Here is an 18,146-nt window from a genome sequence, read left to right as displayed (position 1 = left end):
TAATAGGGATTTTAGTTAATTGCAATTTGAGAATTTTTTATTTTGAGGTAATTATGCAACAGCGTTTCAATCCCTAATAGGGATTTTAGTTAATTGCAATTTCATCCTGTGCTAATTGGCGATAAATATCAGCTGTTTCAATCCCTAATAGGGATTTTAGTTAATTGCAATCGCTGGCTTCTGAAAGCGTTGCTGTATTTGGTTTTCAAGGTTCAGTTGCGCGAATGAGTGAATCATAACACAGAGAATCGTCATGTCACAAGATGCAAATCGCTGAAACCCAGTCCCCATAAGGTGCGCGGATGGTTTGAAAGTACAATTACCCTCAAAGTCTTGTATAGAAGGAGCGTACAGCCTTTTTCGCTCCTTCTGATTTTGTACACCTACCCATCCGCGCATAAGGCAAGAAAATTAGTCTGATTGGCGATCGCTACCACCATTACAATAAGCGATCGCCTAATCCTGGCACACCTTAATTGACCAAATCAGGGAACACCTCTTGCACAGCAGGATGCACTAAGCGATGATTCTGCACATTCACACCCTTAGCCAAGGCTGGGTTAACCTCCAGTGCCAAAATTCCCAAATTCGCCAACTGGACAACATAAGGTAATGTACTATTATTAAGTGCTTGAGTTGCTGTCCAAGGTACTGCTCCTGGCATATTGGGAACGCCATAATGCACTACACCTTCTTCAAGGTATACGGGATTTGTGTGGGATGTTGGGTGTAAGGTTTCTATACAACCGCCTTGGTCAACGGCTACATCAACTATCACCGAACCAGGACGCATTTGTTTAACCAATTCGCGGGATACTAGTATTGGCGCTCTACGTCCTAACACTAAAACTGCACCGATGAGCAAATCGGCTTCAAGGACTGCGCCTTCAATATGAGCAGAGTTGCTGTAAAGCAATTCGACTCTAGAGCCAAACAGTGTTTCTAAGTAAGACAAACGCTCGACACTCACATCTAAAATCTGCACGATCGCACCCATACCTACGGCAATTTTAGCTGCTTCTGTACCGACAACGCCGCCACCTAAAATTACTACTTTGCCCGGTTTGACTCCAGGGACACCGCCTAAAAGTACACCTCTACCACCTTGCTGGCGTTCTAAGAATCTCGCCCCAAATTGTACTGCTAGCCGACCGGCAATTACGCTCATGGGGGTGAGCAAGGGTAATCTGTTTGCTCCAGGTTGTTCTACAGTTTCGTAGGCGATCGCAGTTGTGCCACAATCAATTAAATGCTCTGTCAACTTGCGATCGGCTGCTAAATGTAAATAAGTAAATAATACCTGCCCTTTTTGCAAAAATTTATACTCAGATGTCAGCGGTTCTTTGACTTTAACAACCAATTCCCGATTCCAAGCTTTTTCTGATGTGGGGACAATTTCGGCTCCAGCACTTTTGTAGTCGTCATCTGAGAATCCAGCACCATTACCTGCTTGTGTCTCGACGAAGATGCTATGACCATTTTCTCGCAGCACCCGCACACTAGAAGGACTTAACCCTACCCGAAATTCTTGATCCTTATTTTCCTTGGGAACGCCGATTTCCATATATAGCCTCTGATAATTTTTTTGTTTAACTGTAGCCTTCCAATCTCAAGCTTGCTACTTCCGTCTTCCTAGTTCCGTATTAGAGATAGCTGGATTAGAGATACCTAATTTCTGTTCTAACTTTCTTAATTCAATCTGAGTAGCCCAAACTCTTACCCTTGACTATTGCCCCAGTATTTATACAATATATAAAGAATAGTAACAATTTATTAAAAGAGCGATTGTATAGCTCCCTACTTAGGAAGCTTTTGCTGAATTTCTCAAGTCATCTTGGCATTCAAGCACTGCAATCAGCTTTTAAGTTAACCTGACTTTTCAACGTCATCTGAAAATTTCAAAGTCTCTCTTCTTTCAAGAGAGATTTAGAAAGGGGTTTTCCAGATACCATAAAAAGTAAGTAGCAATTATCCCCACTTTCTGCGACTTCTACCAGAAGTTTGATATCAAGTCCCGTTTGCCAAAAATAAGGTTTCTTAAAAAATGACACAAACACAACCAACAATTACACCTAAACTAGAAGAGCCTAAGTTTGGCTTTAACGAATATGCCGAACGCTTGAATGGTCGAGCTGCAATGATTGGCTTTGGTTTGATGCTGGTGATTGAATACGTCACCAATCAAGGGGTGCTATCATGGCTGGGTCTAAAGTAGTGCTATCAATAAGCACAATCCTAAAGTTGCAAGCTAGTAATTAAAAGAGTTTCAACCAGCTGGAACAACCAGTTGGTTTTGACTTCTATAATTGATAGCGGAGTACTTCGCCCTAGATAGATTAATTATACTTAATTCATAAATAACTGCCCTAGAATGTAAGCAAGAGAGGAATCGAAATACCTATTAGCGATTGAAATATCATAGACTTGCAACTAATATGTGCAAGGCGATTAATGAGTAAATTTCCTCCCCCTACTAAAAAAATCATAACTTAGTGTCTGCCTTGAATGAGAAAGGCAAATTATGGGTGAGGTATTCTTGGTAAATATACACAAAAGGTGAACTGGAACCAACCAAGCTGTGATGAATGCTGTATTACCTCGTTTTTTGAAGTCAACCTACCGAAAAGAGCCACTAATCAGTGTACTGATGACGATGGGCGTTATGGATGCCCTGATTGGCGGATTGAATGATAGCTGGTCGTTGTTTGCTTTTGGTTTGGGAACGGCAGGGATAGCGCTAGGCTTTAAGTTGTGGCGTCTCCAGCAGCGTCGTTCTTTACCAGAGGAGCCTGTAGTGCAACATTATTTGCCCTCTCGTTCTTCTAGTGCGCCTTTACCAATGTTAAGTGTTTCTAAGAAAAAACCACCTCTTTAAGATGTGCAGAGTTATGACTTAAAATAACTCTGCAAAATTTATTGGGTTTAACTGTATCTATAAAAGTGAGGAAAAAGAGTGAGTAGTGAGGGAAGAGGTGGCAGTAATTTTCTGCGGCCGTATATTATCCTGGCATTTATGGCAGTTGCCCTTCCAGTGAGTACCTGGGAAGGGTTTTATATTCATCAAGCTCATGCTGCCATTGAAGTAACGCCAAACTTCCCAGCTAACACCAACTTTGCTAATGCTCAACTACTTTACACACTCATCGGACATAACGGAACCATTAAATCCCTTGCTTTCACTCCAGATAGCAGAATTCTGGTGAGTGGAGGTGCAGAAAACGAGGGTGTAATTCGCCTGTGGAATTTAGCAAAGGGCAAAAAGTTGGCGACTATTAACAAAGCACACAAAGCAGCCGTAGAATCTTTAGTGATTTCGCCAGATGGACAAACCCTCGCTAGCTGTAGTGATGACGACACGATTAACCTCTGGAGCCTAAAAAATTTAAAATTTAGCCGCTCTTTTGTCGGACATACCAGTAACGTCTTATCTTTAGCGGTGTCTCCTGATAGTAAAGTTCTCGTCAGTGGAGCTTTAGATGGGATTCGGATGTGGGATTTGCTACAGCAGCGTCCTCTAGGGACTATAGTACGCTTTGATAATTTGATTTATACTCTCGCTATTAGTCCTGATGGACAGACCTTGGCTAGTGGTGATAATAAGGGTGTAATCAAGCTGTGGAATTTGAGTACTGGTAAATTAATCAGTGAATTGGCAGCTCATTCTAGTGCTGTTAGCGCTGTGCTCTTTACACCAGATGGACAAACATTAGTTAGTGCTAGCCACGATCGCACTATAAAACTGTGGAATATTAATACTGGAGAATTAGTCCGCACCCTTACAGGACATAATAACTGGGTAAATGCGATTGCTCTTAATCCCGATGGACAAACCCTTGCTAGTGCCGGTAGAGATGGAATTAAATTGTGGGATTTAACTACAGGTGAGTTAATAAATACACTGAATGGACATACAGACTGGGTAAGTGCGATCGCTTTTAGTCCCAATGGTAAAATTCTTGCCAGTGGTGGATTCGATCGACAAATCAAGATTTGGGGGATTCCAACAAAACGAAAGTAACAGCGATCGGACAAAATAATCGTCAAAGAGTAAACTATATCCCCCATTTCTTTTAAGAAGTCGGGGATATCATTTTGACGCTCCTTTCAAGGCTTTGTGACTTGCCATAGCTCAAATTCTCACTTCATGTAGAAACTTAATATCGCTAACGCCGAAAAATTCCCCCAATTATTTCCTGTTTCTGCTAAACTTTGGTCTTGCCTTTTTAAAGTTTTTGTAGTAAAAAATCAACCAAAGCTCAGATCGAATTTTGCTATAACTAGTCAAAATCAATGATGGTAGCAACCAACAGCGATGTCTACAACAGGCTACGCCTACCCCAAATTTTGAAGAACTGTGAATACTTGATGAAAATACAGCCGAACTAATATCTGATCCAGCAAATTACTGTAAGTATAAACATAGGTAATTTCAAATCATCTGTGCAGTTACTTGCCCTCTAGATGGGAACAATTTCTGAACTTAGACAATCTTAGAAATAATCGTCGTCAGTAAATGCACTCAGTTAAAATTCACGAACTCGTGTGAAGTCAAGGCTTGTAGCGCTTAACCGCTATTTTGAAGATAGGATAACTTGTTACTTAAATAATGTTTAATTTTCCCGAACTGCTTTTGATCCCCATTTCGATAGAATGACTAGGCAGAACCCTAAAACTAAAAACCGCTTTTGACTGCGACGCTCATGAATCAACTGAACAATGGTTTTACGCTATTTTTAAGTCTGCTAGTCGAGGCGATGCCTTTTTTGCTTCTTGGGGTTTTATTCTCCAGTTTGCTGCTGTTTTTTGTTGATGAGCGCAAACTAGTAGAAAAAATGCCCAAAAATCCGCTGTTGGGTGCTTTAGTTGGCAGTGCGATCGGCTTTTTGTTTCCGGTGTGTGAGTGCGGGAATGTACCGGTAGCGCGGCGATTCCTGATTCAAGGAGTACCCACACCAGTCGCAATTGGTTTTTTGTTAGCAGCACCAACAATTAACCCAGTTGTAATTTGGGCCACTTGGACAGCATTTCGAGATCAGCCAGAAATAGTAGTCTTACGAGTCGTATTTTCCTTAACAATTGCCACAATTATCGGCTATGTTTTCAGTTTTCAAAAGGACTTAAATCCCATAGTCCAACCTGCGATCGCTCGTTATATGAAGTTTAATCCACCCGCGCAGCCCCAAACCAAACGCCGTGGTAAGCCTTACCAAGGACAACAGGAAGAAACAGTACCGAATCTGTTGCAATCTGGGACTTATATCTTAGGAGGAAAAGCAGGTATCCCTCTACGGATAGATCCTAATTCAGTACTGCCTACCTCAGTCTCTACTGCTGATAAACCGCTAGCAGCTAAACTGCGTCTAGTTGTGGATAATAGCATCCAAGAATTGCGGGAATTGGGCGGAGTGATGATTTTAGGAAGTGCGATCGCTGCTGCTATTCAAGTCCTAGCTCCCCGTGAATTAGTTCTCAGTTTGGGTGCTGGACCCATTACCTCAATTGTGGTCATGCTGATATTAGCTGTAATAGTATCAATTTGTTCTACAGTCGATTCTTTCTTCGCCCTATCTTTTGCCTCAACCTTTAGCAGCGGTTCATTATTGGCATTTCTGGTGTTTGGGCCAATGATTGACATCAAAAGTGTTGGTTTGATGTTATCTATTTTTAAACCCAAGACTATTTTTTACTTATTTGCTTTAGCAGCACAATTGACATTTGTCTTTACTCTTTTCCTGAACTTGCACGTCTTTTAAGAAAATAATTGTCATTAGTCATCTGTCCTTTGTCCTTTGTTTAATGACCAATACTTCGGCAAAGCTCAGTACAAGTGACCAATGACTAATGACCAATGACCAATGACTAATGACTAACAAAAATCCCAAATCTAAAATCCCAAATCTGTTACTTCCTTGGCTGGATGCTCTAGCAATTACGGCTTGGGGTATTTTGATGCTGAGATATTGGTTAACTAATAAGCTGAACCTGTTGATTCATCCAAATTACATTTGGTTTGTGGTTGTAACTGGTATCAGCTTGATCGTTATTGGTTTGTTCAAGATGCAGGAACTTTGGCAACGGCGCCGCCGCGATGTTACGCCAAACACCCAGCATATTAGTTTATTTCCCCCTGGTTGGGGCAGTGCTTTATTGTTGACTACAGCGATTCTAGGTTTTATGATTACACCGCAAGTTTTTGCTAGTGACAAAGCACTCCAAAGGGGCGTGACGGCTGATTTACTGGGAAGCACACGTGTCAAACCCCAAGCTTTTCGGGTTACTGTTCGTCCAGAGGAGCGATCGCTTGTAGACTGGGTACGCACTGTCAATGTCTATCCTGAACCAGATACATATACAGGGCAAAAAGTCAAGGTGCAGGGATTTGTGATTCACCCGCCCGATATCGGAAAAGAATATTTGTTTTTAGCACGATTTGTCTTAAGTTGTTGTGCAGCAGATGCTTACCCTGTGGGATTGCCCGTCAAACTACAAAATAATCAAGAGCTTTATCCTGCTGATACATGGCTGGAAGTAGAAGGACAAATGGTGACAGAAAATTTGGCAGGTAAACGTCAACTTACTATTGCCGCTACCTCTCTCAAAAAGATTCCTCAACCCCAAAATCCTTATAGTTATTAGTTATTTGTTGATGACAAATGACAAATACTTCTCTACGAGAGGCTGCGCCAACGGCTTCGCGGTAGTTGAGCGCAGTCGAAACTCAGTACAAGTGACAAATGACAAATGACAAATGACTAAATCTAAAGCATTTATCCAACCACTGGATCGTATAGCGATCGCACTAATGTTACTGTTGAGTGTGCTGATTGGGTTAATCATCTTGCAAGGTGATGTGGTAACTGCTCGTGTCCGGGAATTTACCTGGCAAAATCAACAAATTGGGGCAGAAGATAATTCCTTCACCCTCACCTTCAGCCGCCCAATGGAAACAAAAAGCGTCGAGGATAACTTGAAAATCGAACCGCCCCTAGCAGGTAAATTCAGTTGGGCAGGGCGGCGGATGGTTTATACACTGGTGACACCAGCACCTTATGGCACAAACTATAAAGTGCAGTTACAAGGAGCCAAAGATAAATTTGCAGAGCAAGAAGGTACAAATCGGCTGATACAGCCCTTTACAGGTAGCTTTCGGACACGCGATCGCGTTATCCTTTACATCGGAACCGACAAAGAAGAACAGGGACGGTTAGTTCTTTACAACTTAACCCAAGAGCAAAAAAGGGTACTTACTCCCAAAGACCTGATAGTAATCGACTTTGAGTCATTTCCTGATGGGGAGAAAATTTTATTTTCTGCTCGCGCCGCAAACAATCAAGACTTACTTTCAGCTCAACTCTATACAGTGACAACAGGTGTTTCTGCTAAATCTGGACAAAAAGCAGAACCAGAAGGCAAAGTTGACCTGACTTTAGATAGTAAAGATTATCAAAACCTGAAATTTGACTTATCACCTGATGGGCAAACTATTGTCATCCAGCGAGGAAATAAAACTAATCCTGGTGACTTTGGACTATGGTTTATGCCAGCAACCAGTGATGGTTCAGCAGAAAAACCCACCCCGAAACGCCTAAAAAGCCAGCCGGGAGGTGACTTTATGGTGACACCAGATAGTAAAGCCGTAGCAGTTGCTCAAGGGCAAGGAGCAGCAATTTTACCACTGCAAGATGATGCAAGTAAACCTTTGGATTTTCTGCCGCAGTTTGGTTTGGTACAAGCTTTCTCCAAAGATGGTTCTCAAGCAGCAATGGTAAAGTTTAATACAGATTACACGCGGGATTTATTTTTGGTGACAAACCAAGGTGTGCAGAAACAGCTATTAAAAACAACAGGTTCAATTCTCAGTTGCCAATTTGACATCGCTTCACCCACCCTCTACTGCTTGCTAACACAGCTAGTATCCAAAGAACAATACATAGAACAGCCCTATGTGGTGGCAATTGATTTGAAAACTGGGCAACAGAAACCACTGTTAGTACTGCCTCCCGCTCAACGAAATGTGCAAATGAGTTTATCTGCTGACGGTTTAGGCTTGTTATTTGACCAAGTAGTACCGCAGACAAATCCCCCAGCATCATTACCCACAAACACTTTGAAAACCGATGATGGAGATACAATCGCTACCAGTAGCCTGTGGTTAATGCCTCTATTGCCCATCGCTGATACTACGACTGTTGAAATTAAACCAGAACAACTCCCCTTAGCCGGATTTCATCCCCGCTGGCTACCTTGAGAGAATAATTCCTAATTCGACTTTGGAAGGTTAGTTAAGGTGTCGCCACCAAAAATCAAGTTGAATCTAATGGAGTTCAGTTCCATCTTTACGGAGCAGATAGCGATCGCTAATCAACTTCAAGACTACTCTACCTATTTCTGGATGCGTTTTCTCAATGATCGGTTGCACAACAACACCTTCCATGATGCAATTGGGACTGACTACACTATTGGCATTATTGAACTGAGACACTGCTTCCCAAGTATAAGCACCGATATAAAGTACAGGTACTCTCGGCAAAGCAAATTCTTCGCAAAAAGCCACAAAATCGCTGTAATTGAGAAAATAGCTGCCCCGACGCACAGCAAATATAGCAATTCCAATATTGCCATTATGCAAGCCATATTTGATATCTTGCACGCCATAGATTTCACCAAAAATCTGAGTTCCTGGTGGAAGTTTCTGGAAAGCTTCGTTTTCGTTGTAAGCACGAATATAAACTAATTTTTTGTTTACTTCGCTGTTTTTCCAGAAGTAATTATGGCTGCCAATTTTAGTTGTGCCATCAGCATCAACTAAGACAGTGAAGTTAGTTCCGTGTAACTTTTCTGTGACAACAACTTCTTCACCTTCCATTAGGATGTTTTTATAACGTTTCAGATTTTCTGGACTGGGAAATTTGTAATGTCCAATAAAACTCTCTACATCCCCACTCATTCCTTGAGGAATTGGATATTCGTACTTTGTTACACCAAAAAACTCCGTGTAGTCGTCTCCGACATTTCCCGTAAAGTTTTTACCAACGGGAATAAGCAAACCCTCAGAAAAAATTCCACGAAGTTTTGCAGCACGCAGTTTTTTTGAGTAGTAGTTACGAATACCGAACTCATCTAAAAAGTTTTCTGGAATAACACTATCAATAGGAAAGTAAAAAGCTAAATCTCCAGGGTTCAAGTTACCTTTGACTATAATTACCTGATACCCCATATCTTCAATAGAGGCAATATCTAGCCGATCGGCATTGGGATGAGGATTAATACTATTGATTTTGACAACTTCAACTTTAAAAATACTCATAGCTTATCTCTTTTCAAAAAAATCTATTTTAGAAAAACTCTAAATTTATTACAAAGTATGTACGCGTAGCTAGCGGTGCATACTTGTCAAATTAAAGCTGAAACTAGACTTGGACTCTTTTGTAGTAGTGTGGCAAGGTTAAAATAGTTTTTGAAGCTAAAGGCTCATAGTTGTCTTTAGCTTCAAAAATAAAGTATAAATCTAATGTCTTGCCACGCTACTAGGGTGCATTAACCTGGGTCTTGAGTTAATTAAGTAATCAAACAAACCTGATATTACAAATTATGAATTAATAATGATTTGTTGATAATTTATCCAAGCTTCCCAAAAAATATAAATTGATAGTATTCCTAAGAAGATGCGAAGCACTAAGCTTACAGTATAATCAGGTAGTTTTGGCAATGTGCGAGTACTCATTTGAACACCTAAAAGACCGCCGCATCCCAAAACTATACCTTGAGCAAACAGAATATTGCCTTCTAATGTATGTCCTGTGCAGGCAGCTAAAGCAGTGATAACAATCACGCCCAAGCTAGTTTGAATTGCTACTTTAATTTCTTCTCCCAGTAGCAGCATTTGCAGCGGAACCATAATCGTACCGCCACCTAAGCCAAATAAACCTGCTAAAATTCCTGCTGCTCCCCCAGTACCAATTTTAGAAACGAAGGGGTTAAATACTGGGGCTGTATCTTCTTTTTTCTGGAAGGACAGTTGCTTGCGAAGCTCAATCAGATAGATGTTAGCAAGTAGTATGATGCCAAATGTAAAAAGTATTATATAAGATGGAATTTTATTGGCAAAATATACACCTATTCCAGTTGTTAGAAAAGCTGGAATTCCTAAATAAATTACTCGTTTAAAGTCAAAGTAGCCCATCCACCAATTTTGCAAACTTCCAGAAATTGAAGTAATCACAATAGCAAGGCTACTAGTAGCGATCGCTTGAACGGGAGTATAACCTAATGTGACTAAAAGAGGAATTGTGATAATACCGCCACCTATTCCTAAAAGTCCAGCTATGACTCCAGATATTAAACCTCCACTCACTAAAATCAACCAACTAAAATGAATCATAAATAATTCTTTTTCTAAAGACTGATTTGGTGTGATTAACCTTGTACTGTCACCGGATGGCTAACAACACCTCCGTAAAGCAATCCAGAGTCATTCCACGGAATTGTACTCGGTTGTGTATTACCTAAATTGTCAGTAGCACGAGCCTGGAGAAAATATTCTCCAGGAAGTGGGTTCCATTCAATATCCCAGCGTACCCACGCAAATGGAAAATTTGGTTCTCTCAGTCGTGCAAATTGCCAAGTTTTACCGCCATCTAGGCTGACTTCCACACGAATAATTTTTCCTTTCCCAGACCAAGAACGTCCGCGTAGTAAGTGGGTTGTAGCAGAAAGCGTAGCTGGCCAAGCCAACTCGAAAGCGCTCTTAACATTTTGATAGGTAATCAGCTTACCTTTATACGGTGCGATCGCTGGGTAATCTGCACCAACTAGAACCATCTGCTCCGTTACCCACTGCGTATATATCGGTGTTTCAGAAACCTCAATCCGCTCAATCCATTTAACGTTGGCGTTTCCTCCCCAACCAGGGAATAAGACACGGCACGGCTGACCATGATCTGGAGGTAATGCTTCTCCATTCATTGCGTAGACGACGAGCGAGTTATCTGCTAATGCTTTGCTAATTGGAACTACACTACTGAACTTGGATTTATTTGTTTCCTTTGAATCCAGCGAATCCACATCTGCACCCTCAACGAGTACATCTTTTGCTGTGGATTTCAGTCTAGCTCGTTCTAATAACATACCAAGTGGTACACCAGTCCACTCAGCCACACCAATAGCCCCAAGTCTCCACCGTGTTCCAGGGAGTGGTGTGTTGTAAGCTTCTTCAAAGAAACGCCGACCATTAGCAGCACACTCAATAGCGCAAGTGACTGAGATGGATGGCATGGCGATGATTTCATCGTAAGTAAACTCGCAAGGTGCAGAAACACCAGTTCCATGAATTTGCAAACGCCATGTAGATGGGTCAAAGGTCGGTGGTGCGCTGCGGTTGTGAACATAGAACCAATCATTTGGTACTAAATAACCACGCCCATACATCGCTTCCCAGTTCATCTCTAATGTGCCTTTGCTATGAGAGATATATCCTGGTGGCAATGGCTTAAGTATTTTGCTGCCTTTAGTTTTAATAGCTGCCTGACTGTGAGCAGGCGCAGGTTTAGCTAATCCCCCGATGGCTGTGGCGCCAACCATAGTAGCTAGTATTTTCAGAAAGCGCTGGCGCGAAATACCTGCATCTGTACTTTTTTGCCAGATGCACTGTTCAACCTGTGCCTGTAAATAGTCCTCTTGGTCAAAGAGGTTTTCATCGCTCAAGCTATACCTCCTTATAATTTGTAATTAAGGCACAGAAAATGAAGGGGCAAAGGCAGATGAAAGAGATGAGGGAGACAAGGAGAAAAACCAATGCCCAATGCCCCATGCCCAATGCCCCATGCCCTAAAAAACTAGCTGTTTATCGCTGTCCAAACACCGGTTATCGGATCTTGTGTGTAGTTGGGCAAATAGTGAGACAATCCGTTTTTAGCTATTTGAGCGATCGCATTTATAAAGCGATCGCAATCTTCTAATGTATTATATACAGCAAAGCTGGCTCGGATAATACTAGGAATGTTCCGTGTAATTCCTCTATCTACTTCTTGAGCAATCTCACAGTCTTGCTCGTCTGAAATATTCTTGAGTTTGCGAATGTATTCATAAGTGCAGAAAGCCCCAGCCCGAACGCCAATACCGTATTCTTGTGCCAGAATTTCTGCTACTAAGCGTCCGTCAAATCCATCAATATCAAAGGGAATAACATGGGCTAAATTATCTCCGGGAATATGTATTTTGACATCAGGAATCAGCCCAAGCCGTGTATATGTAAATTCAACTAGAGAGTGTTCATACTGAGCAATGCGCGAGCATCCTACTGCTTCGATAATTTCAATCGCCTTGGCAATAGCGATCGCACCCATTGCGTTTGGTGTTCCAGGATCGTGGGCCCGTTCTGTATAAAAACGCTTAATCTCTAGGTTTCTGGTGATATAAGGCAGGTTTCCACCCCCAATTTGATAAGGGTAGGAGCTATCAAAAAATTCCTTTGGCCCCAGCAAAACCCCGGTTCCATAAGGGGCGTACATCTTGTGTCCAGAGAAAGCTACAAAATCTAAATGACATGGATCGTCATCAGCACGCATATCGACTCGTTCATGCTGAATTAACTGACACACATCGGCAAAAATCTTCGCACCATACCGATGTGCTAAAGCTGCGATTTCGTAAATTGGTGGTCTATAACCTGTAATTGTCGAAGCACCTGTAATAGTTACTAACTTAATTTGCTCGGCTTCGGGGAGATTTTGATGTGCCTTGAAAAGATCTTCAATTTCTGCAATACTTACACTTCCATCTGGTTGCGTTCTGTACTGCACAACTTCGTCTCTAGTAACCCAAGGCAGTAGGTTAGATGAATGCTCAATATCAGAAACTAAGATTTTGCCAGGTTTTTTTGCCCAAAGTGTGGCGGCTCCATTAATTGCTTCTGTTGTATTCTTCGCAAAGATTACATAGTTGTCTGAAGATGACCCGACAAAATCCCGAATGATGTTTCGACTGGCGTCATATTCTCGTGTAGTGATGATGGATTTTTGCCCAGAACCTCGATGTACGCTGCCATAGGTGTCAAGCATTTCGTCCACATACTGCTTGAGGGTTGCAAAGGGTGTGGTTGTAGCTCCATTATCCAAGTTCACGTACTTGACATAGTTTCCGTTAAGAGTTTTCACCTTGAAAGATAGAGACTCATCTGTAAATAACGGTCTGATTTCTTTGTCCCAAAAGCTGTCACAATTTTCTACAAACAGCGGTAATTTAGCAGTCTCTTGCTTGATATTTGCGCTCATTGCAAGTATATCAGTCATCTTTAGCACCCCGATTTTAAATTTTGATTTTTTTGAAAAAGCCTAACTGCTGCAACACTTTATTTCGCGCTACAACCAGATTAATTTTCAGTAATTATGGTCTTTATAATTACTTGACTTCTAGTAGAAACCGCGGTTATTACAATTATTCTTTAATAAAATAATTAAAAATAGTATCCGTATTAATGCTTAATTTAAATATTTTTATCGTAAATTAATATACAGTGTATATAATATTATTAAGTAGTAAAGTATACTTTAAACGATTTTATTCCAGTCATTAAGCAAACTTGACGTATTGAAGATAAGTCGATCGAAAAGCTTATAACTAATAAAACCTGCAATTCCTTACTGGCAAGGTATTTATCCAGAAAAAAGCCCTGACTAAGTTGAGATTACTCTTTAAAAAAGTTTTATATTTTACTTAAACGAATTGTTACGTCTTTATTAAGACTTTATAAGTATTTACTCGTATTGAACAGGATCTCTTAAGATTGCAGTTATAGCGAAAGCTCTTAGTTGTTTGCTGACATTAAATAGCGATCGCTTCGGATGAGAGAATTATCATTGAAGAGTAGATACTTGTACGGACATCATCTAAGTACTCAATCAGGAATTACAAAATGTATTTCAGGAGAAACTCATAATTTATATCTTAAGAAAGATGCGATATTAAAAAATAAAGTATATTTAAGGCAATTTTTCATGTAAAAAACTTCATCAGCCAGCCAATACAGTTTAATTTTTAATGTATCGGGTTTCTGCTCTGTTTTGCCTATCTTCAAAGGCGGCCAGAGTTCCCCTTCCACCTCTTCTTGACGGGGCAGAGCATCATAATGTTATAACGGCATCAGTCTAGATACAAAATGGGGAACACCAATTGATGATTAATTGCTGGTGCTTGGAGAGAGTTAAACTTAGCTTCTAGAGCAAACCCTGATTAGACACAGTTGATAAGCAATGCTAATGCCAGCACTGCTGAATATTTTTAAGCAGGTGAGTCAAGAGTGATGAATGAAGCTGACACCTCAAACAAGGGGGCTGTGATGGAATCCCTAAATTCTGCTAATTCGCCACAATCAGAGCAGGCGAATTGTCCCTTTTACTCAGTTGTGCCTAATGACAATATGACAGTTAAAAAACTGCCACTCCTCATGCCAGCTGAAGATACACAATTTTTACAAGATACCACCCAGCAGGACTGGGTTGCAGAGCCTGAAAGCGGCAAACAAGCACTTATTGACTCGGAATTTCAGAAATTGCTGGCATTGAACGAAGAATTACGTACAGCTAACAATAAATTGTATGAACAAGTGGAGCAGCTAAAAGACAACCTAGCTGAGTCAGAAAAGGTTTTGCAGTGGCAGAAAACGCGCTCCAGCGTTAGTGAGTCGATGCTCAACCAACACACTCAGGAACTAGCTGCGGCTCAAGAACAGATAAAATCTTTATTTCAACAATTAGAAACTGCTGTACAGACTGTTCAACGTCAGGAAATTTTTACCGATACTTATAAAGCACAGCTACAAATTAGCCAACAACGCCTAGCCCAGTTAGAGCGAGAATGTACGTTGCTACACACTAATAACAACGAACAATCTCAGCAGTTATTGCAATCAGAAAATGTTTGTCGGGAGTTACGTACTAGACTGATGCGACAACAACGCCAGACGCTGCAATTCAAAGCAGCTTTGGAAAAATGTCTAGATACATCCGTTCCTAACTATGACTCCTTAGAAGATGCTGCAAAACATCCTAAAGACATAACTACTAGCCAAGGAAGATTTTCTAGAAAAGCTCGGTCTTTATTTCCTAACGCCCAGCCAATTCAACCTTGGTCAGCAGAAGAAGAATCATTAAGTAACGATTTTGATAATTCTTGGGGTGAACCCTCAGCACCAATCCCATTCCAAAGAAATGAAGCTCCTGCGACACCGCCATCATCTCCTTGGAATTGGACAGTTAAGAAAGACACGCCAACACCAACACAATCCGCGCCATCTCCAAAAATTGATGATTCTCCAGATACAAGTGAAGCGGTTTCACCTTCAGGTTCATCAAATTTAGATCGGCAATTAGATAGTTTAATCCAAATGTTTTTCACCTCCGAGCCTGCATCTACATCACCACCACCTGCTGCGAAAACGGATGTTAGTGATGTGCCTATTTGGGAGACTTTAGCAACAATCTTAGAAGACGATGAGGAACTAGAAAATCCACAGGAAGAAGATTTGAAGGCAGAAATTAATCCTTCTGCAACTACCTCTACTTCTTGGACGACGGATTCTGTGCTTTCACCAGCCAATAACTTACTGCTTTCCTCTAATCCATCTCACACCGAAACGCCTGTTGGAGAAACTGAAGACTACTGGTCAGAAGTTTCCCAATTGTCAGCAAGTGATTTGTCCTCAGAGTCATTAGGTGATAACACCAATGATGACAATTCACCTTCACCAGTAGTTTATCCCCAGCGTCCACCCAAGGGGCGTAAATCATTGGCATCTGTAGAACTGCCGAATTTTCGTCCCAAGAGTTAGGAGAGACGCGATTAATCGCGTCTGTACAAGTGATTAATGCCCAATGCCCTATGCCCCATTACTAATTCAGAATCCTTGCTTCTGACTTGGGAATTATGTCCTCTGGGTTGGATTTTGCCACCTGACTTGGCGATCGCGGTTTGCCTGTGGCGATCGCATAATTAATCGCCAATAGCCACAGCCACAAGCCTGGATTCCGGGGTTCTAGCCAAAAACCTACCCGGTTTAAGAAGTGCGAAAACCACGGACTTAGTAAAGCACTAATCAGAGCATGACGACCGAAATTGAAATAACTACCAAGCCATCGCCCTAAATCTCTAGGCCCAGCAAGTTCCCAAATCCATAAAAGCAAGGCAGGATTTTTCTTAGCGGCTTTCAGTGCTAAACGGTTAAAGGTTAACCAATCACATCGATCTTTGATGAAGTTATCTGCCACCTCTGGCGGTTCGTCTGCTAACAACCCAAAAAAGGTGTTGAGCATGGAGTTAATCCGCTGGGGTGGTAAAAATTTCCCTGTAGGAACCATCATCCCTTTGGAAAATAGCCAAGTCACGGAAACGTTGCTTTGATAGGCACGAATTTGGTTCAAGTGGCAAAAACTCAACAAGTCATGTTTGAGAGCAGTATCCAACAGCGTTGTTAAGCGCTCTAAGTTGCGAACTAGGGAACCAAAACCGGTGAAAACAAGGGGAGATTGAAGTGATGCAGCATCGCCGATCGCCATCAATCGATCGAAGGCAACTGTGCGATCGCGACTTCCCACACTAAAATGCCCTGGTATATATCCAAATGTCGGCTTTTTCCACACCAATTTGTCCATATCGCACCTGCGATACTCTGGCAAAATTGTGAAAAAGTCTTCGTACATCTCCAGCAAAGAACCGGGATTTTCAGCATTGACTTCGTGGTAATGAAATAAATAAATCGTTAGTTCCTCATCTGCTGCGGGAAACAATTCCCAAATCAACTGCCTTCCTCGCGAAATATCCCCATGACTGTAAAGAACGTCTCCATATTGGGAATCCCATACTCCCGGCTCGAATCCGCTCTCAATTGCCGCTCCCACTGTCGGACAGACACTATCAAAGGCACGACCACCATTTAATTGCCAAGCGATGGGGGACGCAGTTCCCATTGCATCTATTAGCAGTCGTCCACTTACTTGCTTCTCAATCTGACTGGGCAAGTGCTTGACTTGCAAAACTACCTGTGATATATCAATATCTGCACGGATAAATTCTGTTTCATCCCAAATTTCACCGCCTGCCGCTTGCAGTTTTTGCCCACACATTTGGAGCCATTTTTCGGAATCCAAGCCTAAATTTAGGACTGTGGGTGTGTGAAGGACAGGCGATCGCAGTTTGGCTGGATTATTAGCATCAAAAAACTTATTGAATCCGTCTTTGTACTCCCTGGCAATGATGGTTTCTAACTCAGCGGGGGTGACTAAACCCAAGTTAACCAAGCTTTGAATCTCGTCGCGCGAAATATTCCATTCTCGGTTCATCCGCCCAAAGGGCATTCGTTCCACCAGCAAGACTTTATATCCGAGTTTTGCCATCAATGCTGCATGGATTGCACCGAGTGCGCCACCGATATAAATAATATCGTACTGAGCATTAGTAATTAGGGATTGAGTATCGGAATTACCTTTTCCCCTGTCCCCTGTTCCCTGTCCCGTGTCCCCTTGATTGGAAAACACCACTTGACGCGGCTGCTGCGGATTTCGCACCCCTTCGCGCCATCGTTTTTCCCACCAATAGGCACGAGTTAGGTCATATTCACCGTTGGGCATTTTCTGAAAATACTTGACGGTAAGGGGGTAAGTAGAACCTAGTGCGGCAAATATTGATTGCTGGGATAAATCAATTGCTGGCGGTTCTGGGTAATGATGCGGAAAACGGCTTCTGATTTCCTTGGTCAAGCGTTGCAGAATTTTTCCTTCACTAGGAAAAGGTTGTTCTGCCCAGCGAAACACTTTCAGATAGGTAGTTCGTTGTACCGACCAGACAAATACCGAAAGTTCTGTAGGCAAGTTTTCGGAAGGAGCCACTCCAGCATCTGTAGTAGCACTAGCTATTCTCAGGCGAAAGCCTTCCGAAGTAAGCACTTTTTCTCCATTTCCAGGTTCAAAATCTGTTTGTAACCAACTACGCACAGTTTCTGTTTCTGGAGTTGGAACTTCTAAATAAAGGATTTCTTTCATGTTTTCCTGACATCTCCCATCAATCTACTCACTTAGACAGATTTTCTTAAGGCATAAAGTAAAGTAAACTCCGCCCTATTAGTTTCATAAAGATTCAGTGAAGAAATTTTAAGA

Annotated in this window: 13 protein-coding genes and 1 CRISPR repeat array (1 of these 14 running past the window's edge); of the genes, 7 read left to right on the top strand and 6 right to left on the bottom strand. The window is 41.7% G+C overall.

The features are described 5' to 3' along the window. A CRISPR array of direct repeats spans positions 1–171; the repeat unit is 37 nt; unit sequence GTTTCAATCCCTAATAGGGATTTTAGTTAATTGCAAT (it extends 1,464 nt beyond the left edge of the window). A gap of 301 nt (positions 172–472) precedes the next feature. Beyond that, the gene (gene ald / locus ACR5KR_RS15490) at positions 473–1,564 is read right to left on the bottom strand and encodes an alanine dehydrogenase (protein ID WP_448267125.1); all 1,092 of its coding nucleotides are present in this window, start codon (positions 1,562–1,564) and stop codon (positions 473–475) included. Between the two features lie 480 nt (positions 1,565–2,044). Here ald and ACR5KR_RS15485 point away from each other — a divergent pair, with 480 nt between their 5' ends. The 6 genes from ACR5KR_RS15485 to ACR5KR_RS15460 all read left to right on the top strand — a co-directional run bounded on the left by ACR5KR_RS15485 (position 2,045) and on the right by ACR5KR_RS15460 (position 8,248). Then, positions 2,045–2,215, top strand: a complete 171-nt coding sequence (locus ACR5KR_RS15485; protein WP_099099534.1) for a hypothetical protein — start codon at positions 2,045–2,047, stop codon at positions 2,213–2,215. Between the two features lie 366 nt (positions 2,216–2,581). After that, complete coding sequence (locus tag ACR5KR_RS15480) at positions 2,582–2,875, top strand: hypothetical protein (RefSeq protein WP_292776335.1); 294 nt, start codon at positions 2,582–2,584, stop codon at positions 2,873–2,875. A 78-nt stretch (positions 2,876–2,953) separates the two neighbouring features. Then, on the top strand, positions 2,954–4,018 hold the full coding sequence (locus ACR5KR_RS15475) for a WD40 repeat domain-containing protein (RefSeq protein ID WP_448267124.1): 1,065 nt from the start codon (positions 2,954–2,956) through the stop codon (positions 4,016–4,018). Between the two features lie 682 nt (positions 4,019–4,700). Further along, on the top strand, positions 4,701–5,753 hold the full coding sequence (locus tag ACR5KR_RS15470) for a permease (protein ID WP_445631603.1): 1,053 nt from the start codon (positions 4,701–4,703) through the stop codon (positions 5,751–5,753). Positions 5,754–5,862: 109 nt separating this feature from the next. Next, positions 5,863–6,636 carry a TIGR03943 family putative permease subunit gene (locus ACR5KR_RS15465; protein ID WP_445631604.1) on the top strand — a complete coding sequence of 258 codons (774 nt, stop codon included), beginning with the start codon at positions 5,863–5,865 and terminating at the stop codon, positions 6,634–6,636. 112 nt (positions 6,637–6,748) lie between these two features. Next, positions 6,749–8,248 (top strand): hypothetical protein, encoded by a 1,500-nt coding sequence (locus ACR5KR_RS15460; protein WP_445631605.1) that lies wholly within the window; start codon positions 6,749–6,751, stop codon positions 8,246–8,248. A gap of 66 nt (positions 8,249–8,314) precedes the next feature. Here ACR5KR_RS15460 and ACR5KR_RS15455 read toward each other — a convergent pair whose 3' ends face one another. From ACR5KR_RS15455 to ACR5KR_RS15440, 4 genes are all read right to left on the bottom strand, one after another. Beyond that, on the bottom strand, positions 8,315–9,307 hold the full coding sequence (locus ACR5KR_RS15455) for an RNA ligase (ATP) (RefSeq protein WP_448267123.1): 993 nt from the start codon (positions 9,305–9,307) through the stop codon (positions 8,315–8,317). 282 nt (positions 9,308–9,589) lie between these two features. After that, positions 9,590–10,381: a sulfite exporter TauE/SafE family protein gene (locus tag ACR5KR_RS15450; protein ID WP_448267122.1), complete on the bottom strand. Its 792-nt coding sequence runs from the start codon at positions 10,379–10,381 to the stop codon at positions 9,590–9,592. Between the two features lie 35 nt (positions 10,382–10,416). Continuing rightward, positions 10,417–11,703 carry a sulfite oxidase gene (locus tag ACR5KR_RS15445; RefSeq protein WP_448267121.1) on the bottom strand — a complete coding sequence of 429 codons (1,287 nt, stop codon included), beginning with the start codon at positions 11,701–11,703 and terminating at the stop codon, positions 10,417–10,419. 131 nt (positions 11,704–11,834) lie between these two features. Continuing rightward, positions 11,835–13,289: an aminotransferase class V-fold PLP-dependent enzyme gene (locus tag ACR5KR_RS15440; protein WP_448267120.1), complete on the bottom strand. Its 1,455-nt coding sequence runs from the start codon at positions 13,287–13,289 to the stop codon at positions 11,835–11,837. Between the two features lie 1,010 nt (positions 13,290–14,299). On the opposite strand from ACR5KR_RS15440, the gene ACR5KR_RS15435 reads away from it, so the two are divergent. Continuing rightward, positions 14,300–15,826 carry a hypothetical protein gene (locus ACR5KR_RS15435; RefSeq protein ID WP_448267119.1) on the top strand — a complete coding sequence of 509 codons (1,527 nt, stop codon included), beginning with the start codon at positions 14,300–14,302 and terminating at the stop codon, positions 15,824–15,826. A 61-nt stretch (positions 15,827–15,887) separates the two neighbouring features. Here ACR5KR_RS15435 and ACR5KR_RS15430 read toward each other — a convergent pair whose 3' ends face one another. Next, positions 15,888–18,032 (bottom strand): NAD(P)/FAD-dependent oxidoreductase, encoded by a 2,145-nt coding sequence (locus tag ACR5KR_RS15430; protein WP_448267118.1) that lies wholly within the window; start codon positions 18,030–18,032, stop codon positions 15,888–15,890. Positions 18,033–18,146 lie beyond the last annotated feature (114 nt).

This window comes from Nostoc sp. DSM 114159 (assembly GCF_053470285.1).
Note: the sequence above shows the minus strand (reverse complement) of the source record. Positions and strands in the feature narration are given on the sequence as shown.

Coding starts and splice junctions, on each gene's coding strand:
- ald (WP_448267125.1), bottom strand. CDS start 1,564: ATGGAAATCGGCGTTCCCAAGGAAAATAAGGATCAAGAATTTCGGGTA.
- ACR5KR_RS15485 (WP_099099534.1), top strand. CDS start 2,045: ATGACACAAACACAACCAACAATTACACCTAAACTAGAAGAGCCTAAG.
- ACR5KR_RS15480 (WP_292776335.1), top strand. CDS start 2,582: ATGAATGCTGTATTACCTCGTTTTTTGAAGTCAACCTACCGAAAAGAG.
- ACR5KR_RS15470 (WP_445631603.1), top strand. CDS start 4,701: ATGAATCAACTGAACAATGGTTTTACGCTATTTTTAAGTCTGCTAGTC.
- ACR5KR_RS15465 (WP_445631604.1), top strand. CDS start 5,863: ATGACTAACAAAAATCCCAAATCTAAAATCCCAAATCTGTTACTTCCT.
- ACR5KR_RS15460 (WP_445631605.1), top strand. CDS start 6,749: ATGACTAAATCTAAAGCATTTATCCAACCACTGGATCGTATAGCGATC.
- ACR5KR_RS15455 (WP_448267123.1), bottom strand. CDS start 9,307: ATGAGTATTTTTAAAGTTGAAGTTGTCAAAATCAATAGTATTAATCCT.
- ACR5KR_RS15450 (WP_448267122.1), bottom strand. CDS start 10,381: ATGATTCATTTTAGTTGGTTGATTTTAGTGAGTGGAGGTTTAATATCT.
- ACR5KR_RS15440 (WP_448267120.1), bottom strand. CDS start 13,289: ATGACTGATATACTTGCAATGAGCGCAAATATCAAGCAAGAGACTGCT.
- ACR5KR_RS15435 (WP_448267119.1), top strand. CDS start 14,300: ATGAATGAAGCTGACACCTCAAACAAGGGGGCTGTGATGGAATCCCTA.
- ACR5KR_RS15430 (WP_448267118.1), bottom strand. CDS start 18,032: ATGAAAGAAATCCTTTATTTAGAAGTTCCAACTCCAGAAACAGAAACT.